General features: G+C 47.7%; 23 protein-coding genes. 8 read left to right on the top strand and 15 right to left on the bottom strand.

Annotated elements, in window-relative coordinates; genetic code table 11:
- Window positions 1-18: 18 nt before the first annotated feature.
- Genes CMM32_10710 through CMM32_10695 form a run of 4 tightly spaced genes read right to left on the bottom strand, consistent with a single transcriptional unit; the run spans window position 19 to window position 4,474 of the window.
- The gene (locus CMM32_10710) at window positions 19-1,065 is read right to left on the bottom strand and encodes a hypothetical protein (protein ID MBT07364.1); all 1,047 of its coding nucleotides are present in this window, start codon (window positions 1,063-1,065) and stop codon (window positions 19-21) included.
- On the bottom strand, window positions 1,007-2,878 hold the full coding sequence (gene cobT / locus CMM32_10705; GenBank protein MBT07363.1) for a cobaltochelatase subunit CobT: 1,872 nt from the start codon (window positions 2,876-2,878) through the stop codon (window positions 1,007-1,009). The genes CMM32_10710 and cobT overlap by 59 nt, the downstream gene beginning before the upstream one ends.
- Window positions 2,879-2,887: 9 nt before the next feature.
- Window positions 2,888-3,892: a cobaltochelatase subunit CobS gene (gene cobS, locus CMM32_10700; protein ID MBT07362.1), complete on the bottom strand. Its 1,005-nt coding sequence runs from the start codon at window positions 3,890-3,892 to the stop codon at window positions 2,888-2,890.
- 36 nt (window positions 3,893-3,928) lie between these two features.
- On the bottom strand, window positions 3,929-4,474 hold the full coding sequence (locus tag CMM32_10695; GenBank protein ID MBT07361.1) for a molecular chaperone DnaJ: 546 nt from the start codon (window positions 4,472-4,474) through the stop codon (window positions 3,929-3,931).
- A 141-nt stretch (window positions 4,475-4,615) separates the two neighbouring features.
- Here CMM32_10695 and CMM32_10690 point away from each other — a divergent pair, with 141 nt between their 5' ends.
- Window positions 4,616-4,867, top strand: a complete 252-nt coding sequence (locus tag CMM32_10690) for a BolA family transcriptional regulator (protein ID MBT07360.1) — start codon at window positions 4,616-4,618, stop codon at window positions 4,865-4,867.
- Between the two features lie 19 nt (window positions 4,868-4,886).
- On the opposite strand, the gene CMM32_10685 is transcribed toward CMM32_10690, so the two are convergent.
- From CMM32_10685 to CMM32_10675, 3 genes are all read right to left on the bottom strand, one after another.
- Window positions 4,887-6,179 (bottom strand): hypothetical protein, encoded by a 1,293-nt coding sequence (locus CMM32_10685; protein MBT07359.1) that lies wholly within the window; start codon window positions 6,177-6,179, stop codon window positions 4,887-4,889.
- 108 nt (window positions 6,180-6,287) lie between these two features.
- Complete coding sequence (locus tag CMM32_10680) at window positions 6,288-7,406, bottom strand: 3-dehydroquinate synthase (protein MBT07358.1); 1,119 nt, start codon at window positions 7,404-7,406, stop codon at window positions 6,288-6,290.
- Window positions 7,403-7,975: a shikimate kinase gene (locus CMM32_10675; GenBank protein MBT07357.1), complete on the bottom strand. Its 573-nt coding sequence runs from the start codon at window positions 7,973-7,975 to the stop codon at window positions 7,403-7,405. The genes CMM32_10680 and CMM32_10675 overlap by 4 nt, the downstream gene beginning before the upstream one ends.
- 295 nt (window positions 7,976-8,270) lie before the next feature.
- Here CMM32_10675 and CMM32_10670 point away from each other — a divergent pair, with 295 nt between their 5' ends.
- The 3 genes from CMM32_10670 to CMM32_10660 are packed head-to-tail and all read left to right on the top strand — an operon-like array spanning window position 8,271 to window position 12,176.
- Entirely contained in the window at window positions 8,271-10,238 is a 1,968-nt protein-coding gene (locus CMM32_10670; GenBank protein MBT07356.1) for a hypothetical protein, read from the top strand.
- Window positions 10,239-11,165, top strand: coding sequence for a recombinase XerD (locus CMM32_10665; protein ID MBT07355.1), 927 nt, complete (start codon window positions 10,239-10,241; stop codon window positions 11,163-11,165).
- Between the two features lie 54 nt (window positions 11,166-11,219).
- Entirely contained in the window at window positions 11,220-12,176 is a 957-nt protein-coding gene (locus CMM32_10660; protein ID MBT07354.1) for an acetyl-CoA carboxylase carboxyl transferase subunit alpha, read from the top strand.
- A gap of 41 nt (window positions 12,177-12,217) precedes the next feature.
- On the opposite strand, the gene boxB is transcribed toward CMM32_10660, so the two are convergent.
- The gene (gene boxB / locus CMM32_10655) at window positions 12,218-13,630 is read right to left on the bottom strand and encodes a benzoyl-CoA 2,3-epoxidase subunit BoxB (GenBank protein ID MBT07353.1); all 1,413 of its coding nucleotides are present in this window, start codon (window positions 13,628-13,630) and stop codon (window positions 12,218-12,220) included.
- Window positions 13,631-13,636: 6 nt separating this feature from the next.
- A complete protein-coding gene (locus tag CMM32_10650; protein MBT07352.1) occupies window positions 13,637-15,316 on the bottom strand; it encodes a benzoyl-CoA-dihydrodiol lyase in 1,680 nt (559 codons plus the stop codon).
- Between the two features lie 124 nt (window positions 15,317-15,440).
- On the opposite strand from CMM32_10650, the gene CMM32_10645 reads away from it, so the two are divergent.
- Window positions 15,441-16,673, top strand: a complete 1,233-nt coding sequence (locus CMM32_10645; GenBank protein MBT07351.1) for an AMP-dependent synthetase — start codon at window positions 15,441-15,443, stop codon at window positions 16,671-16,673.
- A gap of 43 nt (window positions 16,674-16,716) precedes the next feature.
- Here the strand turns inward: CMM32_10645 and CMM32_10640 are convergent, their stop codons facing one another.
- Complete coding sequence (locus CMM32_10640; GenBank protein MBT07350.1) at window positions 16,717-17,148, bottom strand: tRNA-specific adenosine deaminase; 432 nt, start codon at window positions 17,146-17,148, stop codon at window positions 16,717-16,719.
- 98 nt (window positions 17,149-17,246) lie between these two features.
- On the opposite strand from CMM32_10640, the gene CMM32_10635 reads away from it, so the two are divergent.
- From CMM32_10635 to rsmD, 3 genes are read left to right on the top strand one after another with little or no spacing between them, the layout of a single operon-like run.
- The gene (locus CMM32_10635; protein MBT07349.1) at window positions 17,247-17,978 is read left to right on the top strand and encodes a gamma-glutamyl-gamma-aminobutyrate hydrolase; all 732 of its coding nucleotides are present in this window, start codon (window positions 17,247-17,249) and stop codon (window positions 17,976-17,978) included.
- The gene (locus tag CMM32_10630) at window positions 17,950-18,693 is read left to right on the top strand and encodes a pseudouridine synthase (protein MBT07348.1); all 744 of its coding nucleotides are present in this window, start codon (window positions 17,950-17,952) and stop codon (window positions 18,691-18,693) included. The genes CMM32_10635 and CMM32_10630 overlap by 29 nt, the downstream gene beginning before the upstream one ends.
- Complete coding sequence (rsmD, locus tag CMM32_10625; protein ID MBT07347.1) at window positions 18,690-19,253, top strand: 16S rRNA (guanine(966)-N(2))-methyltransferase RsmD; 564 nt, start codon at window positions 18,690-18,692, stop codon at window positions 19,251-19,253. The genes CMM32_10630 and rsmD overlap by 4 nt, the downstream gene beginning before the upstream one ends.
- A gap of 9 nt (window positions 19,254-19,262) precedes the next feature.
- Here the strand turns inward: rsmD and CMM32_10620 are convergent, their stop codons facing one another.
- The 5 genes from CMM32_10620 to CMM32_10600 all read right to left on the bottom strand — a co-directional run bounded on the left by CMM32_10620 (window position 19,263) and on the right by CMM32_10600 (window position 26,281).
- Complete coding sequence (locus CMM32_10620) at window positions 19,263-21,062, bottom strand: DNA mismatch repair endonuclease MutL (GenBank protein MBT07346.1); 1,800 nt, start codon at window positions 21,060-21,062, stop codon at window positions 19,263-19,265.
- Window positions 21,052-22,386 (bottom strand): glucose-6-phosphate isomerase, encoded by a 1,335-nt coding sequence (locus tag CMM32_10615; GenBank protein ID MBT07345.1) that lies wholly within the window; start codon window positions 22,384-22,386, stop codon window positions 21,052-21,054. Before CMM32_10615 ends, CMM32_10620 begins: the two co-directional genes overlap by 11 nt.
- 25 nt (window positions 22,387-22,411) lie before the next feature.
- Complete coding sequence (locus CMM32_10610; GenBank protein ID MBT07344.1) at window positions 22,412-22,957, bottom strand: hypothetical protein; 546 nt, start codon at window positions 22,955-22,957, stop codon at window positions 22,412-22,414.
- Window positions 22,954-23,433 carry a signal peptidase II gene (lspA, locus tag CMM32_10605; protein ID MBT07343.1) on the bottom strand — a complete coding sequence of 160 codons (480 nt, stop codon included), beginning with the start codon at window positions 23,431-23,433 and terminating at the stop codon, window positions 22,954-22,956. The genes CMM32_10610 and lspA overlap by 4 nt, the downstream gene beginning before the upstream one ends.
- Window positions 23,434-23,455: 22 nt before the next feature.
- Window positions 23,456-26,281, bottom strand: a complete 2,826-nt coding sequence (locus CMM32_10600) for an isoleucine--tRNA ligase (protein MBT07342.1) — start codon at window positions 26,279-26,281, stop codon at window positions 23,456-23,458.
- Window positions 26,282-26,324 lie beyond the last annotated feature (43 nt).

The following is a 26,324-nucleotide window of genomic DNA, read 5'->3' as shown; positions in this document are numbered from 1 at the left end:
CTGTTTGAGAGAACTGATTCAACGCCACATTTCCAAGTCAAACATCATCAACAAAGTTCGTTGGGAACTGCTATAATTATCATCTGACAGTAGATATATCTGGGCGGGCGAAGATGGACGTGAGACGATTGCCAAACCTTCAAAATTATCCAACGGTATGGGCGAGCCAAGCTCCACCACCACATCTCCAGTTATCTCAAAGTTTCCAATAGGTGCCCGCGCCTGGACTAACACTAGACGCGCGCCTACTCCTGCTTGCTTATTATAGCCACGCTCTAATACCAGCAAACTGTTTGACGCTATCCGCACAGCATCACTTGGGCGAAAATAACTATGGTAGGGATATTCAACCCGAGAAATTCCACCTTCCGTTTTATGAAATGCTGCAAAATTACTTTCCACTGTTCCCGTCTCCGTGATAGCCAATAGCTCTCCCGGCGCGATCAAAACAAGAGCTTCAATTCCTGAGTTTAAGGGTAATTTAGAGAGCATTCCCCCCATGCTTATGGGTGTTGGATTACTCCACACATCTCTATATGACCAAATCCGGTGTTGCCTCTCATAAGCTACGATAAGGCCGCCATCGCCAGTCTGAATTAAGGCTTCAGCATCTAATGTGAAATTGACACTTGGCTCCAATGATCGCATTGGCAAAATGGATACCTCCTGGACACCAGCCAAATCACCCCGTTCGTTGTAAATTAATTTCCCCTGCAACCACCAACCGTTGTCAGAAATAGCCAACATTCGCCTCCCTTTCTCACCCGCAAGCAGCCCAGACCAACCGCCAAAACGGGGGTCTTCTGAGGTAAGTTCCACACCACCGCGGTATACCAAGGCCCCAGCGGGCCCAACGATCCGGGCCCCAACATCCACATTTAATGGCACCACCTCCACGGACAATGGCTCACTCCAACTGGAAATATCGCCCGATGTAAAAAAACTCGAAAGAGTCCAAGCCACGATAAATGCGGTTGGCCGATTTTTTTTTAGCGCAGGGAGAGCGTTAGGCAGCCACATTTCTTCGATCGTTTCTCTTCCGTCTAGGAAGAAGCTCTTCATCATCAAAAAGCTCTGCCAACTTATCCGTCATAGTTCCCCCAAGCTGCTCTGCGTCTACAATGGTTACAGCGCGCTTATAATAGCGGGTGACGTCATGGCCGATACCAATAGCCAAAAGCTCAACTGGAGACGATCTTTCAATCCATTCGATTACTTTTCTCAAGTGGTGATCTAGATAATTACCCGAATTCACAGACAATGTTGAATCATCCACGGGCGCACCGTCGGAAATCACCATTAATATGCGGCGCTGCTCAGGTCGCCCAAGCAGACGCTCATGCGCCCATAGGAGGGCTTCCCCATCAATGTTTTCTTTTAGTAGACCCTCTCTGAGCATAAGACCGAGATTCTTTCGCGCCCTGCGATAGGGACTATCTGCGGGTTTGTATATAATATGGCGAAGTTCATTCAGCCGCCCCGGACCCGAAGGCTTTCCGTCCGCCAACCACTGCTCCCTGGCACGCCCCCCCTTCCACGCCCTAGTGGTGAAACCTAATATCTCAACTTTAACACCACATCGTTCCAGGGTCCGTGCCAAGATATCCGCGCTCATCGCAGCGACAGTAATGGGTCTCCCGCGCATCGAACCTGAATTATCTAATAATAATGTGACAACAGTATCTCGAAAGGAGGTCTCTTTCTCAAACTTATATGAAAGTGGATAGGTTGGGTTAGCAACCACCCTTGCCAGTCTCGCTGTATCCAACAATCCCTCGTCCAAGTCAAATAACCAAGACCGCGTCTGCTTTGCCAAAAGGCGCCGTTGCAGGCGGTTGGCGAGACGAGTAATGACACCTTGCAAGCTTGTGAGTTGCTGATCTAAATGAGTCCGTAATCGGGACAATTCTTCGTCAGCGCATAGTTCGGCGGCAGACACAATTTCATCATATTCCTCTGCATAGGTATGATACCTAGGCCCGCCCTGTCCCAAATCATGGGAAGGTGACCAAGGGTCTTCAGAGTTATCAGCGTCATCACCATCTACGAGATCACCATCCTCCGACATATCTGTATCCAGGTCATCACTCTCAATACCATCCGAATCAGACGTCTCTGAAGAATCACTCTCCATACTCTCCAATCCCTCAGTGTCAGAACCTTCATCCTCGCCTTCACTTTCCAAAGTATCTTGTTCGTCTGACTCATCCTCAGCACCAGACTCTATATCTGCCTCATTCTCATCTTCCTCAGCAAACTCTAGATGGGAAATTAATCGCCTCGAGAGCTTAGAAAAGTCCGTCTGAGTTTCTACAGCATCAGCCAAATCCCCAAAATCAGACCCCACTTTTGACTCCACCCATGGTCGCCAAAGTGCCACTAAGCTATCAGCCGCTGGAGGTGGCCGTTGTCCAGTAAGCTTTTCCCGCACTAACATTCGCACTGCCTCAACGACCGGAGCCTGATCCCGCTCACTAACCTGATCAAAGCCTTTCTTACGATATTGTGCATCAATCATAGCTTCTAGATTCTTTGCGACACCCTTTAGTCGGCGAGAGCCCAAAGATTCACATCGCACTTGCTCAATAGCATCGTATAAAGCGCGCGCTGTTTGACCCGGAGGTCTTCTTGCTGAGTGTAGCTTTTCATCGTGATATTTAAGCCGCAAAGCAAGCGAATCACCTGCCCCCCGAACTTGGGTTAAGTCTTCCGCGGCTGGCTCTCTTGGCGGCATGGGCAACTGCGCATTCTCATTAGTACTTCCCCCCGGACTCGCACTGAAACCGACATTTAATTCTTCCACACCAGCGATGGCTCGCACAGCGCCGGCAACTGCCCGCTTAAAATTCTCCGCCCTCTCTTCTCTCTTGTCAGACACAGAAGCTACCTAAGCTAGGGCAGCAGAAACTGCTGACTCTGGCAACTCCTCACCCATGCACCGCTGATAATATTCAGCGATCAACGCTCTTTCCATTTCATCACACTTGTTAAGGAAGGTAGCCCGAAAACCAAAAGCTACGTCTCCAAATATCTGGGAATTTTCCGCCCAAGTAATCACCGTTCTCGGGGACATAACTGTCGAAATGTCACCATTCATAAACCCAGAGCGTGTAAGACTGGCAACATCTACCATAGCCGAAACGATTTTCTCACCCTCCGCTGTGTTATAGGAATCAATCTTGGCTTTAACAATCTCTACTTCCTGGGAATGTGGCAGATAATTTAATGTCGCGACAATATTCCATCTATCCATTTGCCCTTGGTTTATTTGCTGGGTCCCATGGTAAAGACCTGTGGTGTCCCCAAGACCAATCGTATTCGAAGTGGCAAATAGACGGAATGAAGGGTCAGGATGAATAATACGATTTTGATCCAGTAATGTCATTCTACCGTCCACCTCCAAGACACGTTGGATTACAAACATTACATCAGGTCTCCCGGCATCGTATTCATCGAAAACTAGAGCCGTGGAGGATTGTAATGCCCAAGGAAGCATACCCTCTCGGAATTCAGTCACCTGTTTCCCATCCCGTACCACTATCGCATCTTTACCTATCAAATCTATGCGGCTGATATGACTATCTAAATTGATGCGAACACAAGGCCAATTTAAGCGAGCTGCGACTTGTTCTATGTGGGTTGATTTCCCTGTTCCATGGTACCCCTGAATTAAGACCCGCCGGTTAAATGCAAAACCCGCAAGAATTGCCAAGGTAGTCTCCTTATCAAACCTGTAAGTCTCATCCCGCACAGGTACATACTCGTTTGCCTCGGAAAATCCTGGAACTTTTAAGTCACTATCAATACCGAACACCTCACGTGCGGATACCTCAATATCAGGCCGGCGCGAATGTACAGATTTTGACACGTCAAAATTTTTAGTGTTGGCCATACAACTAATATCCTATCGTTAATGAGAAAATTTAACTCAGTTTTCCGGATTTCGGGTCAAAAGATTGTAAGCTTCTTTCAGAGCAATAAACTTCTTCTCTGAATTTTTACTACCATTATTAGCATCTGGATGGTGTTTTTTTGCTAAAGACTTATAGCGGATTTTGATGTCCTCTGCCGAAGCCGAATAATCCAGGCCCAAGACAGCCAGTGCTGCATCACGAGGAGTATGGGGACGTACCCTTGCCTCGTGACCCTCTCCAAGTAGATCAAATGGATCCCCAAACCCCGCGAGACCGGGACCTATTCCTAGTGGCCATGTCGGCCTATCCCAAACAGTATCTCGCTTCAAAACGTCCTCTATCTCCTTTGGGTCCAACCCAGCAAAATAGTCCCAACTTTGATTGTAAACACGCACATGGTCGAGGCAAAACCAGCGGAAATTTCTTAGGTCTGTCCGTGATCGGGGTGCCCTAAACTCGCCTTCCGAATGACACTCAGGCCACTCACAAACCCGCCGTCCCGGGTCTGGCTCACTTCTCTCCTGCACACCTAATCGATTATTGATCTCGGTCCTTCCCATCTCCCTAATATGCGTTAGTTAGTAAATACTAGCAAGCCACCGCACATACGATATACACTTAAAAAATTCCACCTAACACAGTTTAATTTTGCATTAATAGGAAGCAGTCTCGTGAAAAATTTGGGATCCGTAGGGAAAGAAATAAGAAAGATTCTTCAAAAACGATTTAATCCCGTTCAGCTAGTCATTGACGATGAATCCCATATGCATGTAGGCCATGCGAGCGCACCAAGTGGGGGTGAGTCGCATTTTCGGATTAGCATTAAGGCAAAAGAATTTTCCAGCCTTAGTAGACTGGACCGTCAACGAGCAGTACATGAGGCCCTTGACGAGCTTTTGCAAGGGCCTATCCACGCTCTATCAATTACGGCCTCCGCACCCGACGAGACCTAAGTTTTTTTCCAAGAGACCTCTATATTGCCACCTTATGAGGACTGGGGGAGACCCTTAACCTCGTTATTCGGTTCCCCTTTCTTTGAAGAATTTCAAAACGAAAGTCAAAGAAAAGAAATACCTGGCCGGGTCGTGGGATTCGCTTTGCCTCATGAATTACTAGGCCAGCCAATGTCGCCGCGTCAGAATCAGGTAGCGACCACTCCATTGCCCGGTTCAAGTTTCTTATTGTGGTAACACCATCCAAAATAAAGGAGCCGTCCAAATCAGACTCCACCTGCGCAATGGGGGGCGCAAAGTGAGGTGAGCCAATGGAGTTCTCATCTGCAATATCTCCAACGATCTCCTCCAAAATGTCATCGAGAGTAACCATACCAAGCAATGCACCATATTCATCAACGACCAGCGCAAAGTGGCTACGCTTCGCCCTGAAAGCCGCTAGTTGGTCCGCCAAACTGGTCTTTCCCGGGACAAACCATGGCTCAGCGCAAAGCTCTAAAACTTTAAGAGTTTCTACGTCTCCCTTCAGCTTATCAACTTCCCGTAACAAACTCTTTGCATGCAGTATACCCTGTATGTTGTCTGGATTTCCCTTCCACACGGGAAAGCGAGTATGACTGCCATCAAGCACCTCCTTTACCAAAGCCTCCGGTGGCGAATCAGCATTAAGAGCTACCATATCTCGACGATGGACGATGACCTCACCCACTTCCACCTCAGCCAGATCAAGTACGCTTTTCAGCATATCTCTATAGTGCTTACGCATGGTCCCCTCACGAGACTGATAGTCTATCATGCCTCGAATTTCATCCGCTAGGGATTGGTTCCAGGGCTCTTCCCTGTGGGCCCCTAATACACGCAGCAACTGCAAAACCAAAAGTTGAATTGTAAGAGTAATAGGGGCTAGAGCCGCAACTATTGGCCGCAGAAAAGGCGCCACCAGCAAGGCCGTTTTGTCTGCCCGCCGAATAGCGTAAGTCTTCGGTAAGACCTCCGCAAAAATAACAACGACAACTGTCATTGCTATTGTTGCATAGGCTATACCAGCATCTCCCACATAGTGAATCATAACTCCTGCAGCCAGAGCTGAAGCCAAGATGTTCACTAAGTTATTACCCAGCAAAACGGCGCCAATTAGCCTCTCACGCCGAGCAATTAGTCGCGCCGCGAGACTTGCCCGCCTATCCCCTTCCATCTCTAATTGATGGATTCGCGACCTCCTTGCTGCAGTCAGGGCCGTCTCAGAGCCAGAAAAGAAGGCCGACAACACCACAAGGACCATAATAGCGGCTAGTGTTAGTACAATATCCATACCAAAAATCTCAAGTTGAAGGGGTCTACAAGACACCTAATACTTCCGAATATCTCAGCAAATGAGGAGGACATGCCCGTCTCCACATGAATATTTCCACACATGCACTCATCCACCTCCAAGGCGCTCTTCCCAAGACTGAGCCAATATCTCCCTAGTCGCTTCTTCATAAACGAATGCATTTCCGATAGATCGCACCAAGATCAAGATTTGCTTGCCCCCTACCACCTTTTTATCTCGCGCCATATGTTTCAACAAATTCTCAGGCACCCACCTATGATCCTTCAGCTTTGGCGGACTCACGGGTAAACCGAGCGATTGGAAATGTCGACGAACACGGACGGGAACGGCTGCTTCACAAAACCCTAATCTAGCAGAGGTCTCCAAAGCAATAATACTCCCAATAGCCACAGCCTCTCCATGGAGCAACCTGTTATCATACCCAAGGTCGGCCTCCATAGCATGCCCGAAAGTATGCCCCAAATTCAGAAGCATTCTAGAGTTCTTCTCCCGTTCATCGTTGCTCACAATCTCCGCCTTAATTTGGCAACACTCTGTTATCACATACCGACAAGCCTCTGCATCCACCCGGAGTACATCCCCACCATTAACTTCCAACCATTCAAATAAAGGCGCGTCACTCAATAAGCCATATTTGATCACCTCACCATAACCCGCTCTCAACTCCCTCAAAGGAAGGCTCTTTAAGAGGCCCGGGTCCACAAGCACAAGTTTAGGCTGGTAAAAAGTCCCAACTAAATTTTTGCCCAAATTAGTATTAACTGCAGTTTTACCTCCCACAGAGCTATCTACCTGCGACAACAGCGTAGTCGGTATCTGCACATAATCTATTCCGCGTAGGATTATACTCGCCGCAAAACCTGCCAAATCGCCGACGACCCCCCCGCCAAAGGCAACTATAACGCAATTTCTAGTTATCCCCTGCCTAAGCAGGTCCCCTAGGACCTGTTCCAATGAACTAAAATCTTTAGAACCTTCCCCAGGAGCAACCACGACAGTTGTCACCTCATGGCCTGCCCCAGTCAGGCTACCTTCTAACTGAGTTTTATATAAGTTGGCGATGTTTTCATCAGTGATGACAAAAATCCGCCGTTGACCCAGCACATTGGCAATTTGTTGACCAGAGGCGCGTATAATATCAGCGCCCACGAGAATTTCATAAGCCCCTCCGTCAGGATGAACGGAAACTTTGGTAAAGCCGCTCATAGCTCCGCCCCCTGTTGATTTTTCCCTAATCTACCGACTAGAGGCGACCCAACAACTGTCAGTCGATCAATAATTCTATCTACAACCTCCTCATGGGGCCGATCATTACTATCCACGGTGATATCAGCCAAGGCATAGAGTGGATAACGTACTTTAACCAGATCCGCTAAAACCTGCTTGGGGTTCTTTTGTTTTAACAATGGTCTGTCATTTTTTCGGCAAACACGACGAAAAAGAACCTCTAGATCAGCCCGCAACCAAACCGTAATGACCCGCCCCCTCAATTCCGCTCGTGTTTCGGTTTCGATAAATGCACCCCCCCCTGTAGCCAAAACATGTGTCGGCCCAGATAATAATCGCTTAATTGCCGCCCGCTCTACAACGCGAAACGCCGCCTCACCCTCTTGCTCGAACATTTCTGCAATAGTCATCCCTGTCTCAGCCTCGATTTCAGCATCAGAATCAAAGAAAGGAACGGTCAAACGTGATGCGAGGCGCCGTCCAATCGCACTTTTCCCGGCTCCCATCAAACCAACCAGGGCAACAGTGGTGGGAGTTTCTCCCTTCATATTAGCATCCAATCGGATCATAACGCCTTAGATTTATACATAGATATCTTCACGCATTGAATCGTAACCTACAAGCCGGTAAGTTGACCACACCCTAAATAATTAATGGCCCTAGATGCTAGCCATTCAGACAACACAGAAGAGAAAAAGTAGTACTCACTGCTGAGGTTGAACATGAGATTTTTATACCGCCTTTTGGGGGCCCTGCTACTACTTTCTATAATTGGTGGCTGTATGTTCTTATTCACATGGGATATTCCACCACCTTCGGCAAAAATTGAGAAGGTTATAGCCAATGAACGCTTTTCTAAGTAAACGGTTTATTCTACCTGTCTCACTCCTACTGATAATCTCGATGGGAGCGACGACCAGGGGCCAAGATGGGATCCAAGACCCCGCTGCCAACTTACCAGAAACCATGGAACGGCGTGGTCCAGATGAAGCCACAGAGCCCGAAATAGCTATTGATAGTCTCGATTCTATCAACATGGAGTCCCTTGGACTCGTCAATGACTTAGATCATAATCTTGGCAAAAACCTGTGGAAGGGAAGCAAGCGTTCCGATCTAGAATTTCTTCTGGAGTCATTGCCTGCTTCCCAAAGATCTGCTGCCAGCCATAACCTTATGACGAGACTCCTGCTTGCACCAGCCCCCGTCCCAAAAAAGAATGATAATTCACCAAACCTACTTGAGATCAGGCTAGAAAAGTTAGCGGCATTGGGAGAGTTTAAGCGTTTTGGGGAGCTGTATAGTGTGGTGCCTAAAGACTCTAAAACTCCAGTCATGCAAGAATTGCAAGGCAAGGTATGGTTCCTACAGCGAGACTTAGAAGCCGCCTGCTCAATGGCCAAACTTGAAGTCCAAGAGACCAGTCGTATGTTCTGGCAAAAGGCCCTTTGTATCTGCCAGGCTATTAACGGAAACGTGGAAGAAGCCCTCTTCAGTCTTAACTTACTGAGAGAACTATTAGGCCCAGAAGACGATGATTTTTATGAGCTTACCAGCGTTCTATTGGGCCAAATACCTGAGACTTCCATTGTTCCCAAGGCGGACGTTCTTAACCTAGTTCTACTAACAGAAAATGGTTTAGGTATGCCAGAACAATGGATTTCCGAATCTGGACCTGCCATCCAAAAGTCTATTGCTTTGGCGGATAATATTCCACTCATGACCAGGTTAATTGCAGCAGAGCACGCAGCCCTTACCGGCACTTTGGCACCATTGGCATTAGCAGAAATCTATCAAAAAATAGTCTTCGAGGAGGCCGAGTTTGAAGCCGTGCATGAAGTCATTATCGAAAACAAAGGACCTTGGGCTAGAGCATTGCTGCACCAAGCGAGCCGAAAAAAGCAATTGCCCCAAAACAGGGCCAAATTACTTGAATACTCCTGGAAAAGCTCCCTAGAATCTTCCAATGCTATAGCGATAGCAGTGACAAACATGGAAGCATGGCTAAGCCTACCGGTGCATCGCGAGATTGCATTTGCGGCCCCTACCATTATACGTGCTCTCCTAAGCATCAACGCGAGCAATCAATTTCGTACTATTGAGTTGGACGACGAAAGTGTAACTGATGAGCAAGATTATCAACTTCTTCTTGAGGATCCTGATACAGCCTTGGAAGGCTTAAAAGGCATCTTGGTGAAGGCTATTAGACGGAACGATCAACTTGCGGCCTCGAGTGCGCTCAATCAGGCTCTACAATTAGACCCTCAAAATCCGTGGCTACTGAAACAAATGATTACTCTTAGACTAGATCAATGGTTACAGTTGATGAGGGAGAACGCAGAGACTGATCAAGAGTACGACCTCCAACTCGCATCCCTTAGGCCCATACTTGCCATTAGCAATATGGCGAGTTCGATAGCATGGCAACCAATTATGGCCGATCAATGGTGGAACAGCTTCCCTCCCGAAATGGAACCACTAGATAAAGTATCGATGGCCAATAGCCTTTTTGTTGTACTTCATGCCTTGGGCTACGAAATCGGCACACAGAACTGGAGCCTTCTTCGCCAAGGCCCAATAATAGAAGTGGAGCAGGTACCGAATGTTGGAGTTCGTTTTGGAATGCGCGATGCGGCTCTTTCTAATCGGGTGGGCGATACATTATTATTTGCTCTTTTGACCTTAGGCCATAGTGGCATTACAGAAGCGGGTCCCGTTACGATAGGATCTGCTCTCCGACATCTCAAGCATGTTGGCCTCGTTAGCGAGGCTAAGACTCTGGCTTTAGAATTTCTTCTAAATAACGGCCTCTAGATGGGCAATGATTTCGATTCATCTATAGAAAGTTATCTTGAAATGATGATTGCAGAGCGAGGGGCTACAAAAAATACGATTAACGCTTATTCCCGCGACCTTTCTACATTTGCACAATACCTAGAAAGCACAAACGAAACACTGCTCAACACCAACGCAAATACAATTAAAGGCTATCTGGAAAGACTCGCCGCGACTGGCCGGAGCAGCAGTACTCAAGCTAGGAACTTATCTACTTTACGTCAATTTTATAGGTTCTTACAGTCAGATGAGCAGCGCCTGGACAATCCGTGTCAAAACATTAATAGCCCCAAAGCACGAAAGGCTTTACCTAAAGTGCTTTCAGAGGCGGAAGTTACTCAGCTCATAAATGCCTCTCAGTCAAGCTCCAAACCCGGAGGCCTTCGCATAGCCTGCATCGTCGAACTTCTATACTCAACTGGACTGCGCATTTCCGAGTTAGCCGGTCTAAAACTCAACAATCTTGACGAAAACCAGCAGGTACTGCGGGTACTTGGTAAAGGAGGTAAAGAAAGGATGGTGCCTATAGGAGAACCAGCCACCGCAGCTCTAAAAAGCTACCTCGATGTACGTCAGTATTTTATTCAAAATAATGAGAACACAGACTGGCTATTCCCCTCGCGAGGCGCCAGCGGCCATTTGACCCGGCGACGCATTGCCCAAATCCTTAAGGAATTGGCGATCGCCGCAAATATCGCGCCGGGCAAGGTGTCCCCCCATGTGTTACGACATGCTTTCGCAAGCCACCTCCTTGCTAATGGTGCAGATCTCCGAAGCGTCCAACTGCTCCTTGGCCATGCTGATATTTCTACTACCGAGATCTACACACATGTTTTGCAGAGCCGCCTTAATAGTTTTGTGGCAAAACATCATCCCCTAGCCAATGCACCTTTGGACGGAAGATAAGGCCTCCAATCTTTATGGATGCATAAAGCATCCGAAACTGATAAATTGGCCTCTATGAGTACCTTTTTTGATTTTGAGAAGCCAATCGCCGAGATTGAAGGCAAAATAAAAGAGCTACGTCACCTCAGTGACAGCGACCATATTAATATAGTTGATGAAGTGTCTACCCTTCAGTCAAAAGTAGAAAAACTCTTAAAGCAAACATACTCGGAACTAACTCCTTGGCAAAAAGCTCAGGTGGCCCGCCATCCAAATCGACCCCATGCTAGCGACTATGTAAGAACGCTATTTAGTGACTTTGTCCCACTCGCAGGTGACCGTAGCTTTGGTGAGGACAAGGCAGTGTTGTCAGGGATTGGCCGTTTCGAGGGACTCTCTGTAATGGCAATTGGACTTGAGAAAGGTGGCAATACCGAGGAAAGAGTAGAGTATAATTTCGGAATGGCAAAACCAGAGGGTTACCGTAAAGCGGCGCGCCTGATGAAATTAGCTGCACATCATGGTATCCCAGTGGTTACTTTTGTTGACACTCCTGGTGCATACCCAGGAATTGGAGCGGAAGAAAGAGGTCAAGCTGAAGCAATCGCCCAATCCACATCTACCTGCCTAAGCTTAACGGTGCCACTTGTAAGTGTTGTCATTGGAGAAGGAGGATCAGGTGGAGCGATCGCGTTAGCGGCTGCAAACCATGTGATCATGTTGGAAAACTCGATCTACTCGGTGATTTCTCCCGAAGGGTGCGCATCAATATTGTGGAGAGATTCAGGAAAAGCAGCTGAAGCCGCTTCCGCTCTTCGTCTAACAGCCCAAGATCTTCAGAAACTGAACTTAATAGACGAAATTGTTAATGAGCCCATAGGAGGTGCACACCGCGCTCCACAACAGACCATAGAATCCGTAGGTTCGAGCCTAAAACTAGCTCTTAACAACCTAAAAAGGGTCAACCCTAACGAGCTAAGGAGAGCAAGACAGGAAAAATTCGCCCAGGCCGGCACTAACGTGTCACTTTAAATTCGTATTTGAGCACTTGTAATCTTTGCTACCAGATAGGGTCATAACCTGACATATTCATAATCCCCAGGACGCCCATTTATTCCACGATGCGGTGGCGTAATCCATGACGCTACTTTCCCGATTTCAAAACAAGGCTTCATCAAGCTAGCCACAAAGCTTTCATCCTCAATCGTTGGGAGCCACTCCGCATGACGAGAGCTCCACTCCTCCTCGCTAACAGGCGTTCCGTCAGGCGCAACACTGTAGCTGGAAAACTCTCCAATCTTTCGATTAAACGCATGGTGGGGAAGACACAGTTTCTTTGCAATCCCATGTTCTTCCAAAACTTTGTTCCACCGATCTAGACCACGGTTACAGTCAGAGATAAAATCCCTACGTAAACGCTCATTAAGCCCATTAATTGCTGGCACTTCAACCGAGCCAGGCCCGCCATCGACCCATTTAGGCACTCGCACTACATCTTGTTTTAGACTGTGATCATCATCTATTTTTTTCTCATTAAACCGCCCTTTCAGCCCCGACTCAAAATACGCCGCAGCGTTAGTAGACATCTCCCCACCAAATAAATCTAAGGATACAGAATAGTGAAAATTAATGTATTTCTGGATTGTAGTTAGATCAATCACACCAAGCTCGCGAACATCCTCTGTGTCATGACTTCTCATCACTTCCGCTGTCCGCGCTATCACCCTCTTTACTCCACTTTCACCAACAAACATATGGTGAGCTTCTTCCGTCAGCATAAAGCGGCAAGTCCTAGCTAATGGGTCAAAGGCTGATTCCGCCAATGAGGCCAACTGGTATTTTCCATCCCTATCAGTAAAATACGTAAACATGAAAAATGCCAGCCAGTCTGCCGTAGCTTCATTAAAGGCCCCAAGAATGCGGGGACGATCCGCATTGCCAGAATGACGCTCCAAAGCCAAAGCCGCCTCATCTCTTCCATCTCTACCAAAATAAGCATGAAGCAAATAAACCATTGCCCACAGATGTCGCCCCTCTTCAACATTAACCTGAAACAGGTTGCGTAAATCATATAGGGAGGGAGCGCTGTGCCCAAGCAAGCATTGCTGCTCGACTGAAGCCGGTTCTGTATCTGCCTGTGTAACAATCAGCCTACGGAGATCTGCCCTATATTCTCCAGGAATTTGCGTCCAAACGGCTTCACCCTTATTTGCTCCAAAACCGATGACCCTATTATCCTCTGGTGGAGCAAGAAAAATGCCCCATCTGTACTCTGGCATTCGAACATGATCAAAATGAGCCCATCCACCGGGTTCAATGCTAATGGCCGTACGGAGATACACTTCATTATCATGAAAGCCCTTAGGCCCCCGCTCCCTCCACCAATCCAAAAAACTTGGTTGCCAGCCTTCCAGAGCTCTTTGCAGGCGCCGATCGCTAGCCAAATCAACGTTATTCGGGATTTTCTCGTTGTAGTCTATCGTCACTGCTTTCTATACCCGTTTTCGATCAAAAATCGGCCGTTTCCCGGTTCCATATCTACGAAGCGCCCCCTCATCCCCTGCGGCATTTGGCCGCTGAAAAACCCAGTTTTGCCACGCCGAGAGTCTTCCAAATATTTTCGTCTCTATTGTTTCCGGGCCTGAAAAGCGCAAATTTGCTTCAAGGCCAGTCAAAGCATCACCAGAAAAACTGGACCGCTCCTCGATTGCTAACCTTAACTCTTCGTCCCAGTCTATTTCATCTGGACAGCTAGTAACTAACCCCAATTGGCTAGCGTCACCGGCCCAGATTTTTTCACCCACCCGTCGACGTACCTTCCCCAAAGACTCCTGGTCCTGCATAAATCGGTTCTCTAACCGACTCAGGCCATTTGCCATCGGAAGCCCACCAAAGTTCATTTCATTCACCCCAATAGAACAGACATCCTTTTCATCCAACATGTATATACGGTCGCAAGCAAGTGCCAGATCAAACAGAGTGCCAGAAAAACCGGAACTACTATCAATGACGGATATTAAACTCCGAGAAGTTACATCGAGCCGTTTTAGTGTGCGAACCCAGAATAGTCTGATCTCCCTACTGAACCAATTGTCAGGCTCGGCTAATAGGAAAGAGTCGTAGCTATTGAGTAGTTCCGCTGTCCCAGAAACCTTAAAAACCCAGCAACTAATATCGGGCCGGTTTGTTCTTAAATGAAGGATGGCATCGTCGAGTTCCCGGACCAGTTGAAGAGGCCAAAATAGAGGTCCTTGCGTAAGAGCCTCTTCCCACTCAACAGGACATGGGTTCTCTGGACCACAAATGGTGAAGGTAGCTACAGACGTCGTAGAATTAAGTTCTATACTCAAATGGCTATATTCTAACTTGTCCTCGCCAAATTTTCTAGATAAGGGGGTCAATCCTACCCCTTTCCGGTTTGTTCGGTCCTCATCCCCAACCAACAAACGCGCCCGGGATACTGCTGCCTCCTCAAGTTTGGAGGGCACCGTCAATTCATCAACAAGACCCCAATCGACTGCCCTTTTTCCACCTATGCCCTCCGCCGTAGTGCAAAGAATGTCAGCGTAATCACGTCTTATTTTACGCTTATCCACAAGTCGGGTTAGACCACCCGTCGCCGGAAGGACCCCAAGCAATGGAAGTTCCGGTAATGCTACTCGCGACGAACCATCATCTATCAAAATTATATGCTCACAGGACAACGCGAGTTCATATCCGCCTCCTGATGCAGCTCCATTCAGCGCCGCAATATACGACTGGCCCGAGAGCGCCGTCGCTTGTTCCATCGCGCATCGCGTCTCATTCGTAAATTTGCAGAAATTGACCTTCGCAGCGTGGGTAGCAGAGGCCAGCATTTTTATATTTGCCCCGGATGAAAATACCCGCGGCTTCGCTGAAGTTATGATTATTGCGCCAACATTTGGATGTTCGAATCGCAACCTCTGTATGGCATCATGAAGTTCAATATCCACCCCTAAATCATAAGAATTCAGTTTTAGTTCATAACCTGACCCCAGGCCGCCATCCTCCTTAACATTCATGAATAGAGTTGCAAGGGGAGGTTCAACCAAAAGCTGCCAATGTTGATAATCCTCTGGCGCTGTCTGAAAGTCGACCACGGAATCTTCCACTAGTAAGTCCTCCTTTCCCGATGCTAAAACTTTTCGCATGCTATACCTATGCACGAGGTAAGTTAGTTGAGGAAATACCATAACCCAGGAGCTACGATAAGCTAAAAAGAAGTGTTATGGTTGGTTTAATAACTTGCGGAACTAATGTATGGAAGGACTTATCATGGAATATTACGATAAACTGGAAAGGCGTAACCCGCAAGAACGCGAGACAGCCCTTTTCAGCGCGCTTCCTAATCACATAAACTTCGTTAAAAATAACGCACCCGGGTGGGCAAAACTTCTCTCTGAAATCGATCCTGTGGAAATTAGTTCGAGGGAAACCTTGGCCACATTGCCTATCATCCGGAAATCTGAATTAACCGCCCGACAGACAAAAAACCCTCCTTTCGGAGGCTTATCTTCTGCACAATATGGCGAATTGAGCTGGGTTTTTTGTTCCCCTGGCCCAATTTTTGAACCCGGTAAAAAAAGAGGGGATTTTTGGCGGATGGGCCGCGCCCTGCATGCCGCCGGTTTTCGGAAAGGTGACCTAGTTCATAATACTTTCGCTTATCACCTCACACCTGCGGGACATATGATGGAGGCTGGAGCACATGCGTGTGGCTGCACAGTAATACCTGCTGGGATTGGAAACACCGAGCAACAAGTTGAGGTAATTAGCAAAGTTAGACCAACAAAATATGTTGGCACCCCTTCATTTTTGCGAATCTTGCTGGAGAAGGCTGGGTCTATGGACCTCGACGTCTCATCTATCACCCATGGCGCAGTCGGTGGCGAAGCACTCCCGCCTAGTCTCAGAAAATACTTCCAGCAAAAAGATATCCAGGTGCTTCAGTCCTATGGAACCGCAGATATTGGACTTATCGCTTACGAATCATCTGCCATTGACGGGATGATAGTCGATGAAGACATAATACTAGAAATAGTCCGGCCGGGGACCGGAACCCCAGTACCAGAAGGGGAGGTAGGCGAAATAGTAGTAACATCTTTAAACCCTGATTATCCCCTAATCCGATTCGCAACGGGGGATCTTTCTACTCTGTTGCCTGGTCTAAGTCCATGCGGCAGAACTAATTCTCGTATTAAGGGATGGATGGGAAGGGCGGATCAAACAACGAAGGTTAAAGGGATGTTTATTCACCCTAAGCAAATCGCACAAGTTGTAGAACGACATGTGGAAATCAGTCGGGCACGGCTCGTTGTGGACAATCAAGACCACGTTGACTTCATGACCCTTCATTGTGAGGTCCCTCAGCCGAGCGAAGACCTCAAAAGCGAAATTGCCAAAAGCTTGCAAGCAATCTGTAAAATAAAAGGTGAGGTCATCCTAGAGCAGTTGGAATCTCTGCAGAACGACGGAAAGGTTATTGACGATGTAAGGACATATGCCTAATCGGGCAAGCATATCACCCTCCATTCTGCATGAGGTTAATTGATTACCGTCTTACACGAAAAAAATCTCTTAGTAAGACTTTGGCCTTTGCGGCGTTTATCCCGCCGTATACTTCGGGTATGTGATGGCAACTTGGGTCATTATACAACCTCACCCCATTCTCAACTGCGCCCGACTTTTCATCCGAAGCACCAAAATACACACGCTTAATTCGGGCAAGAGAAATAGCCTGAGCACACATCGCACAAGGCTCCAAAGTGACATAAAGAGAATACCCAACTAGACGCGGGCTTCCGCTCATCCCGGCAGCCTTGCGGATAGCAAGCACTTCCGCATGTGCTGTAGGATCATTCAACTCCTCAACCCTATTGCCCGAAGCGGCTACTAAGCTACCCGCCGGGTCAACTACAACTGCGCCCACCGGGACCTCGCCCCTTTCAGCTGCGGCGCTTGCCTGCGCTAGTGCATATTCCATGAAATCCATCTCCATTAAACCAGCATGTATATCAAAAGTAGACTGGGTCAAGCCCTATGTCATTGCGAAGGAGGCCATAGAATAATATCCTAGCGGCTATGCTAAACCGCAGTCACAAACCCTTGATCGGTGTCACTCTCGACCGAGAAACTGACCCGACGTACTCCAAATTCCCATGGTACGCGATCCGTGAGAACTATATGCAGGCAATTGCCGCAGCTGGCGGCATCCCCCTGGGATTGCCTAATAACTTGGAACTTGTCCACTACTGCTCAGAGCTCATAGATGGCCTCCTCATAACAGGCGGAGCCTTTGATATTGATCCAAAACTATTTGGTGATAATGCACTCTCACCTTATACAACCACAAAAAAGGAACGCACAGACTTCGAGCTCAGCATAACTAGGCAATGCCTAAAACACGAACTCCCCATATTTGGCATCTGCGGCGGCGAGCAACTCCTTGCTGTTGCCCTTGGAGGACAATTAATTCAGCATATACCAGACTGTCCATTTCAGACCCTTCAACATGAACAGGAAAACCCAAGAAATGAAGCAGGTCACGGAATAAAAATTATAGAAGGAACATTGCTCCATAAAATAGTGGGCGTAACTGAGATGAGCGTAAACAGTGCCCATCATCAGGCTGTTGCCTATCCCGGGCCCACCGCAAAACAAAATGCTTACGCTCCAGACGGAATAATTGAGGGGATAGAATCGCCTCTCCACCCCTTCTGTCTTGGGGTCCAATGGCATCCCGAATTTCACATCTCAGAGGGTGATAGGAAGCTATTCAAAGCCTTTGTCTCAGCCTGCACTCCAAGACGGTAAGGGCATGGAACGTATAGCAAAACGAATGGCCCGGAGCGGCCTCTGCTCACGAAGAGATGCAGAAAAATGGATTAGCCAAGGCCGGGTCATCGTAAATGGAACCAAATTAACTAGCCCCGCGACCAATGTTTCCGACTCATGTAAAATTAAAGTTGATGGGAAACTTCTTGGCGAACCAGAAGGCACCCGGTTGTGGCGCTATCACAAGCGTGTAGGGTTTTTAACAACCCATAACGATCCCCAAGGACGCCCCAATATTTTTCAAACCTTGCCCACCACCTTACCCCGAGTGATATCAATCGGCCGCCTAGACATAAATTCCGAAGGCCTCTTACTACTAACCAATGACGGCGAATTAGCTCGAAAGATGGAACTCCCGCGTACAGGCTTAACCAGAACCTACAAGGCGAGAGTGTATGGACTAGTAAAAAAAAGCGCCTTAGCAGAGCTAAAACGGGGCATTACCGTGGGCAAGGTGCACTATGGGCCAATCCACGCACACCTAGATCGGCAGGTGGGCGCGAATGCCTGGCTCTCGATTGCCCTCAAGGAAGGTAAAAACCGCGAAATTCGCCATGCCCTTGCAACAATCAACCTTCGGGTAAATCGTCTAATCCGAGTGAGCTATGGACAGTTCTCTCTTGGCTCTCTAGCTCCCGGCACTTTACATGAAGTTATAGGCATGGATAAAAAGTTACCATATGGTTCACAATGAAAATTGTCGGTGGCAAGTGGCGCGGGAGAAAGCTACATCCATTAAAACGCTTGCCCATTAGGCCGACAGGGGATAGAGCAAAATCTGCCCTTTTTGACATATTGTCTCACTCTCCAATTTATACTAAATGGCCTATCTTGGATAGCACAGTTCTAGATACTTTCGCCGGTACAGGCGCTCTAGGCCTAGAGTGTTTATCACGCGGCGCCGCAAGCGTACTCTTCATCGACAATGATTGCGAATCAATAGCTCTACTCCAGAACAACATTAAATTGCTCGGCGCTCAGACAACCACTAGAGTTCTCCACAAAGACGCGACAAAGCCTGGATCTCCGTTAATCAACCCAACCCTTATCTTTCTGGACCCGCCCTATAACACCAACTTAGCTGAAACCGCGCTCAGGGCGTTGCTTTATAGTGGATGGGTTCCACTCCACGCTTTAGTCATCGTGGAAACACCTTCAAAGAAGAAACTCCACATCCCGCATCACCTTCAACAACTAGAGTATAGAGAGTATGGGAATAGCGGGTTCTGGTTTCTTACCAACGAGAACTCATAGAACTAACACCTATCGACGACCAAAAAGACGATCTATATCTGTCAGTTTCAAATCAATATATGTTGGACGCCCATGGTTACATTGACCGGACCGGGGAGTACGCTCCATCTCGCGCAGCAGCGCATTCATCTCAGCAATATTAAGTCTCCGACCAGCCCGAACACTGCCATGGCATGCCATAGTACTGCATACTTCATCGAGCCGCGCCCTTAGAGAAACGGTATCCATGAAGTTTTCTAAGGCCTCTGATAATTGATGCACTAACCCGCTACTGTCAGTCTCCCCCAGTATTGCAGGCGTCTCCCTAACTAATATAGCGCCTTCCCCAAATGGCTCTATGACAAGTCCCAATTCTGCCAACTGAGAGGCACGCGAGCACAATTGGGTGGCACGTTCCGGCCCAAGTTCCACAACCTCCGGAATTAAAAGCAACTGCCGTGCTACGCCGCTATCCTCCAGTTCCATCTTCATTTGTTCATACACCAACCTTTCGTGGGCCGCATGCTGGTCAACGATTATTAAACCACTCTCTGTCTGTGCAATTATGTATGTATCGTTGACCTGGCCCAAGGCAGCACCTAAGGGAAAGCTCCTTACCTCTTCCAGACTGGGCCCTTGGGTTTCCACCATATCCCTGGATGAGGGGCGGGCAAGAAAATTATTGGCAGCATCTACAAGATTCGGCAAGCCCTCCCTGTTAGACGTTACACCCAGTGTTCTTGGGACCCCCATCGTGTCCGAATGCATTGCGCTTAAAGCAGCATTGGAAATTTCTGATGAAGATCTGATGCCCTCCGAATCAAGAGCGTGCCCCAAGGCACCAATAATCAATCCTCTTACTTCTCTGGGATCACGAAACCGCACTTCGGCCTTACTTGGGTGAACATTGACGTCTACATCTGAGGTATTCACCTCAAGAAATAGGACGACAGCGGGATAACGGCCCCGAGCNAGGAAATCTTGATATACCGCTCTAACAGCTCCATAAATTAATTTATCTCGAACAGGCCTCCCATTTACGAAGAAGAATTGAGATCTTGTATTTCCCTTGTTGAGGGTTGGCAAACCCGCATAACCGACAATGCGCAGATCACTTCGATTAGCCTTAATTTTAACAGAATTCTCACTAAACTCGTTNCCCATAACCTGTCTTAGCCTATTCNATCTCAACTCTTCATCTGAACTCCCCTGAGCTTGGTACAATAACCGTTGTCGGCCATCGACTTGCAGCTCAAAAGAAATGGTAGGCCGNGCCATAGAGAGCTGATTTACAATATCAACAATCGCCATTACCTCAGCGCGGGCACTCTTTAAAAATTTCAGCCGCGCAGGTGTCGCGTAAAAAATATCGCGCACCTCTACTTTAGTGCCAGTATCCAAGGCGGCAGGTCCGGAATTCCCCAATATCCCACCATCTACCCTTAGGAAATTTGCTGATCCACTACCTTCAGTTCTACTAGTCAGGCTAAGATGACTAATNGCACCGATAGCCGGCAGGGCCTCTCCTCTAAACCCTAACCAACGAATCTCTGATAAATCGTCGCNNGGAAGTTTTGATGTTGCATGGCGGGTCACGGACACGGGCAATTCCTCTGCGCTTATCCCCTGACCATCGTCCACAACTGCAATCAATGTTTGACCGCCATCCTCGACAGAAATTGAAATATTGGAAGCTTTGGCATCGATAGAATTTTCGACTAGCTCTTTTATTGCCGCAGCCGGCCTCTCAACCACTTCGCCCGCTGCAATCTGATTAATTAGATGTTCTGGCAAATAACGTAACACGACGTGTCCACTTTCAATGGGAATCTAACAATAATTCTCGTGCCATTTTCTTCCCAGCTTCGACAGCGGGTTGATCAAATGGATTTACTCCGAACCGGCCACCAAGCAATATTACTTCTACCATAAAGTGGGTGAGCAAGCCGCCCAGGTCTTCGGCCCCCAGACTCCCGAGCGAAAATTTGCGAGTGGGCCGACCCGCGCTAGTCAAGCTTTTAATAGTAGCCATATACTCGGCTTCAAACAGATGGCCAATAGAAGTCCGAACAAAGAGTAACCTCTCCACACCCTCAAGGAGGTGAGAGGGGATAGGCCTGCTCCGCTCTGAACTAGAAATTCCTATAAACGTAACCATCTTATCTGGGGGGCCGTCGAGAAACAGTTGCAACTGACTATGTTGATCAACCGTGCCCATTGCATTCACCGGCAGGATGCCTTCTCCGCCCTTACCTAAAGATTCTGCTACAAGTTGTCGATACCAAAAACCAAAACTTCGCAAACGATCTGAGTAGGGCATCAAAACATTAGTGATAATTTTTCGCCTTTTTGCCAATCCAGCTATCACTGCAGCCCCGCGAGCCGCCTCAATAGTATCAACCGGCGCCTCACTCAATATGGTATTAAGAGCAAAGGCCACCCCATCCAGTAATCCTCGACAGTCAACCCCTGCTATCAAAGCTGGTACCAAACCAGCAACAGAAAAAATAGAAAAGCGACCGCCAATATCAGGATCATGATCCAATACCCTTATGCCCATGCGCCCAGCGGACCGCCTAAGAGGATTTTCACTTGCCTCTGTCACCGCAATAAAATGGTCGGAGACTGCCTCCCGTCCCAGGGAGCCAGCAACCAAGTCGCAAAAAATTAAAAATTGCGCAAGAGTTGATAATGTTTTCCCCGATTTAGAAATAACCAAGAAGAAAGTGGTGTCCAGACTTATGGATGTTAAAAGTTTTTCAACGCTTTCAGGATCGATACTGTCCACGAAATGCAACTCCGGGCCAGTGTTATTGTTAGCACGTTTCCCCAAACTATCCACTAGTGCGCTNCCACCAAGGCTCGCGCCGCCCACACCTAGAACTAACACCGTCCTGAATTGTTCACTAATCTTTTCNGCAATAGGAGCCAAATCTTCCAACAACCGCATGCTTTGTTCTGTATCCAGAGCTGGAATTTTCCTATGTTTGCAAGCAAGACGGAAATTCGTAAGAGCTTGGCCACAACAGCTTAATTCTTCCTGAAACTCCTGACCAGATATACCATTGCTTCCAATAGTGCGGGCCATACAACCTTCAATGTCTTGCACAAACACCGAGTTTACCAAGGCATGATCCACACTGTGCAACCACAACGAAGTCTATGAGAAAAGGTTTGGATTAGTTTTTCCTCTCAATAGTTGGGGANGCTCCATAAGTNACAGGCATTCCCGACAGAGCGTTCCGCCGAAGGCGTTCCGCTTCGGCAACCGGGTCGACTATAAAATCTTTCCCCTCTTCATCACTCCAAAACATCAACTCATCCACAAACCGATCGTCTTCGACAAAACGGACACCATTTTCAGTGTCAATAATATGGCGGATTTCAGAGTCTGAGTTTAAGGCCCCCGCATCCGAGAGAAAAGCTAGCTCCGACTCAGACATTGGTTTCTCATTCCCACTAGCTGATCCTATAAGAATATCTTCCGCTCTCTTGCGAAGACTAGCATACTGGATCTCCAAATCACTTGCCGAAGGGGGCCTCAGTTCGTAGTTAGGGGGCATAGATAGCGGCGCACGCTCCACTATGAGGTACTCGTCGGGCGATCGCTTCCCCATACCCATCGTTTCCCGGACCGATTCCGCACTACACCCGACNATAAGTGCGCACACAGGCAGANAGCCCAAAATTTTTCCCCANCAGCCAAATACGTTTTCCATGATCATTTCTGTCTCAATTTACTTCTTCTGCGTTGATCCCGCAACGATGTATACAAATACAACATAACACCAACTGTGATCGCAGAGTCAGCCAAATTAAATGCCGGCCAATGCCACTCGCCTATGTGCAAATCGACGAAATCCACAACCGCATGCCGAGAAACTCTATCAACCACATTCCCAAGAGCTCCGCCCAGTATTAAACCAAGGGAACTAACGACCGGCGGTCTAGTTTCCTTATATAACCAACTCATAAGCCAGACCGAAACAGCCACGGCCAACCCGATCAAAATCCACCTCAATAATGCCGTTTCNCCAGCGAATAAGCCAAAACTAACTCCAGTATTGAACACCAACACACAGCTGAGGAAAGAAGTCCACTCAACGGCTTGATACGGCTCCAAGAAAGCAAGCACTAAGGCCTTAGTAAATTGATCCAGAACTACTATTATTGCTGCCAACGATAAACCAAGGGGCATCATTGATTCCTAATAATTTAGCTAATCAATCAGATTGCAGAGCACCGCTTTCAATTACTGAATAACATCGTTTGCATAAATCAGGATGTCCTGGAAATGTGCCGACGTCGCCAGAGAATTGCCAACAACGAGCACATTTTCCACCCCGTGCCTTAGCAACTTCTACGGAAACCCCTTTCACTCCGTCGAGTGAGTAGGCTCCCTCTGGACCTGATCCGGTTATAACCACAACTTCCGAGGAGATGGTTAGCTCGGCCAAATCTACTGAACCCACAACTTCGACATCTGTAATTTCCGACAAGTGAAGCCGGACGCTAGCTTCAAGACTGGAACCAATATGCTTTTCNGCCCGCTCGACTTCCAATGCTCCATTTATGACCCGCCTAATCTCACGAATTCTTCGCCACCTATCGGCCAACTCTTTATCGAAATATTCCTCTGGGATCTCTGGGAAGCTTTGAAGATGAACACTGCCCTCTGACGAAGGAAATCTAGATAACCATGCCTCTTCTGAGGTAAACACAAGGGCTGGCGCTAACCATGTGGTGAGGCAATAAAAAAGCCTATCCAAAACCGTCCGCACCGCCCGCCGCCGTATACTGGTTGGCGAATCGCAATACAAAACATCCTTCCGAATATCGAAATAAAATGCGGATAAATCACTAGCACAAAAATTATGAGCTGCACTAAAAAAGGAATGAAATGAATAGTCAGCGATAGATGCTCTCAAAATCACGTCAAGCTCGCTAACTCTATGCAATACCCAGCGCTCTAACTCGGGCATTTGCTCAATCGGAAGACGCTCACTTTCCTCAAAAGAAGACAGGTTTCCCAGAAGATAACGNAAAGTATTCCGGAGGCGCCTATACATATCAACCATGCCTTTTACTATTTCCGGCCCAATCCGCATATCCTCCGTATAGTCAGTATTTGCNACCCATAAGCGGAGTATATCCGCTCCATTTTGCTCAATAATTCTCTGGGGAGCTATCACATTACCCGTGGACTTAGACATTTTCTTTCCTGCCCCATCCATCACAAAGCCGTGCGTCAACACCTCATTGTAAGGTGCCCGCCCCCGAGTCCCGCAAGCCTCAAGNAAAGAGGAATGAAACCACCCTCTATGCTGATCTGTTCCCTCTAAATACAGGTCAGCTGGCCACCGTTGCGATTCCTCATTTTCCAAAACAAAACTATGAGTAGAGCCTGAGTCAAACCATACATCCAAGATGTCTTTAACTTGTGTATAGTCATCTGGATCACGTGTTGGCCCCAAGAATGAAGCCCAATCCTCAGTGAACCAAACATCCGCTCCATCCTGTTCAACTAGAGATGCTGTGCGCTCCACAACCTCTGGGTCACGCAGAGGCTCACCGCTGCGTTTATGAATAAAGACAGGAATAGGAACACCCCAAGCCCTCTGTCGTGAGACGCACCAATCTGGCCTACTCTCCACCATTGAACGAATTCGATTTCGGCCAGTTTCTGGAACCCATCTAGTAGCATCAATCGCCTCCAGAGCAGTTGCCCTTAGTCCTGTAGATTCCATGCTTATAAACCATTGGGGCGTATTCCTAAAAATTACAGGCTTTTTAGAACGCCAGCTGTGGGGATAAGAATGATAATATNCCTCGCTTGCTACAAGACGCCCAGCACTCTGCAAAGCCTCTAAAACTTTTGGGTTCACCTTGTAAACATGCTCACCCGCAAATAGAGGAATATTTGGCAAAAAACATCCATCATCATCTACTGTATCCAAAACCTCCAGTTGATGTTTTTGTCCCANATCAAAGTCGTCAGCTCCATGCCCAGGAGCCACGTGAACAAAGCCTGTCCCCTGATCAACTGAGACGAAGTCCGCATGAAACAGAGGGGCAAACCTTGGATACCCATGTTCATACAGCGGATGCTGTGTAATCACGCCTTCGAAGGAGATGCCCTTATGAGAGGAAATCTTAGACCAGGATTCCACCTTGACTACGTCAAAAAACTGGTCGGCCAAAGACTCGGCTATAATTATACGTTCCCCTTCTTTCAGAAGAGAGTCTTCAGCTACTTTCCCAAGGGCATAGTGGCCATAATCCATATCTTTGCCGAAAGCTACGGCCTGGTTACCCGGCATAGTCCATGGAGTTGTAGTCCAAATAACCACAGAAGAGCCAACCAAGTTATTGTCGANGGCCTGAGTTATAGGAAATCGTACATAAATTGCGGTAGATNAAATATCTTTATATTCAACCTCTGCTTCTGCCAACGCCGTCTTCTCAACCGGCGACCACATTACGGGCTTGGCACCTTTATAGAGAGAACCATCCAGCAAAAATTTTCCCAACTCTCTCACAATCTGGGCCTCCGCTGGAAAGCTCATTGTTAGGTAGGGGTTATCCCAGTCTCCTAAAACCCCCAACCTTTTGAAATCTTTCATTTGCTCAGAAATCCAATGGGTGGCGTAGGCCCTACATTCCTCTCTAAATTGTGTGACAGGGATTTCGTCTTTAGATTTGCCACTTTTTCGATACTCTTGTTCAATTTGCCATTCTATTGGGAGACCATGACAATCCCAGCCAGGGATATAGTGAGCATCCCTTCCCAACATTTGGTAACTCCGGTTGATCATATCCTTCAGAATCTTATTCATGGCTGTGCCAATATGGATCGGCCCATTAGCATATGGAGGGCCATCGTGAAGCACGAACTTTTCTCGGCCAGATGCTTGATCTCGCAACTTTTTCCATAGGTCGAGGCTACGCCAACGTTCTAGTAAGTCTGGCTCTTTTCGTGGGAGCCCCCCCTTCATTGGAAACGCTGTTTGAGGCAGTAATAAAGTCGTTTTGTAATCATTATTTTTCATATTGCTTGTTCTTTATCTTGCTGAACGAATCACCGAGACTACA

Source organism: Rhodospirillaceae bacterium (assembly GCA_002728255.1).
In the GTDB taxonomy this organism is placed as follows: Bacteria; Pseudomonadota; Alphaproteobacteria; order UBA7887; family UBA7887.
This window is presented reverse-complemented; position numbering and strand designations above follow the sequence as displayed.

What these genes read in the sequence shown, in the direction of transcription:
- CMM32_10710 (MBT07364.1), bottom strand. Translation starts at nt 1,065, where the DNA reads ATGATGAAGAGCTTCTTCCTAGACGGAAGAGAAACGATCGAAGAAATG.
- cobS (MBT07362.1), bottom strand. Translation starts at nt 3,892, where the DNA reads ATGGCCAACACTAAAAATTTTGACGTGTCAAAATCTGTACATTCGCGC.
- CMM32_10695 (MBT07361.1), bottom strand. Translation starts at nt 4,474, where the DNA reads ATGGGAAGGACCGAGATCAATAATCGATTAGGTGTGCAGGAGAGAAGT.
- CMM32_10685 (MBT07359.1), bottom strand. Translation starts at nt 6,179, where the DNA reads ATGGATATTGTACTAACACTAGCCGCTATTATGGTCCTTGTGGTGTTG.
- CMM32_10680 (MBT07358.1), bottom strand. Translation starts at nt 7,406, where the DNA reads ATGAGCGGCTTTACCAAAGTTTCCGTTCATCCTGACGGAGGGGCTTAT.
- CMM32_10675 (MBT07357.1), bottom strand. Translation starts at nt 7,975, where the DNA reads ATGAAGGGAGAAACTCCCACCACTGTTGCCCTGGTTGGTTTGATGGGA.
- CMM32_10670 (MBT07356.1), top strand. Translation starts at nt 8,271, where the DNA reads ATGAACGCTTTTCTAAGTAAACGGTTTATTCTACCTGTCTCACTCCTA.
- CMM32_10665 (MBT07355.1), top strand. Translation starts at nt 10,239, where the DNA reads ATGGGCAATGATTTCGATTCATCTATAGAAAGTTATCTTGAAATGATG.
- CMM32_10660 (MBT07354.1), top strand. Translation starts at nt 11,220, where the DNA reads ATGAGTACCTTTTTTGATTTTGAGAAGCCAATCGCCGAGATTGAAGGC.
- CMM32_10650 (MBT07352.1), bottom strand. Translation starts at nt 15,316, where the DNA reads ATGCGAAAAGTTTTAGCATCGGGAAAGGAGGACTTACTAGTGGAAGAT.
- CMM32_10645 (MBT07351.1), top strand. Translation starts at nt 15,441, where the DNA reads ATGGAATATTACGATAAACTGGAAAGGCGTAACCCGCAAGAACGCGAG.
- CMM32_10640 (MBT07350.1), bottom strand. Translation starts at nt 17,148, where the DNA reads ATGGAATATGCACTAGCGCAGGCAAGCGCCGCAGCTGAAAGGGGCGAG.
- CMM32_10635 (MBT07349.1), top strand. Translation starts at nt 17,247, where the DNA reads ATGCTAAACCGCAGTCACAAACCCTTGATCGGTGTCACTCTCGACCGA.
- rsmD (MBT07347.1), top strand. Translation starts at nt 18,690, where the DNA reads ATGAAAATTGTCGGTGGCAAGTGGCGCGGGAGAAAGCTACATCCATTA.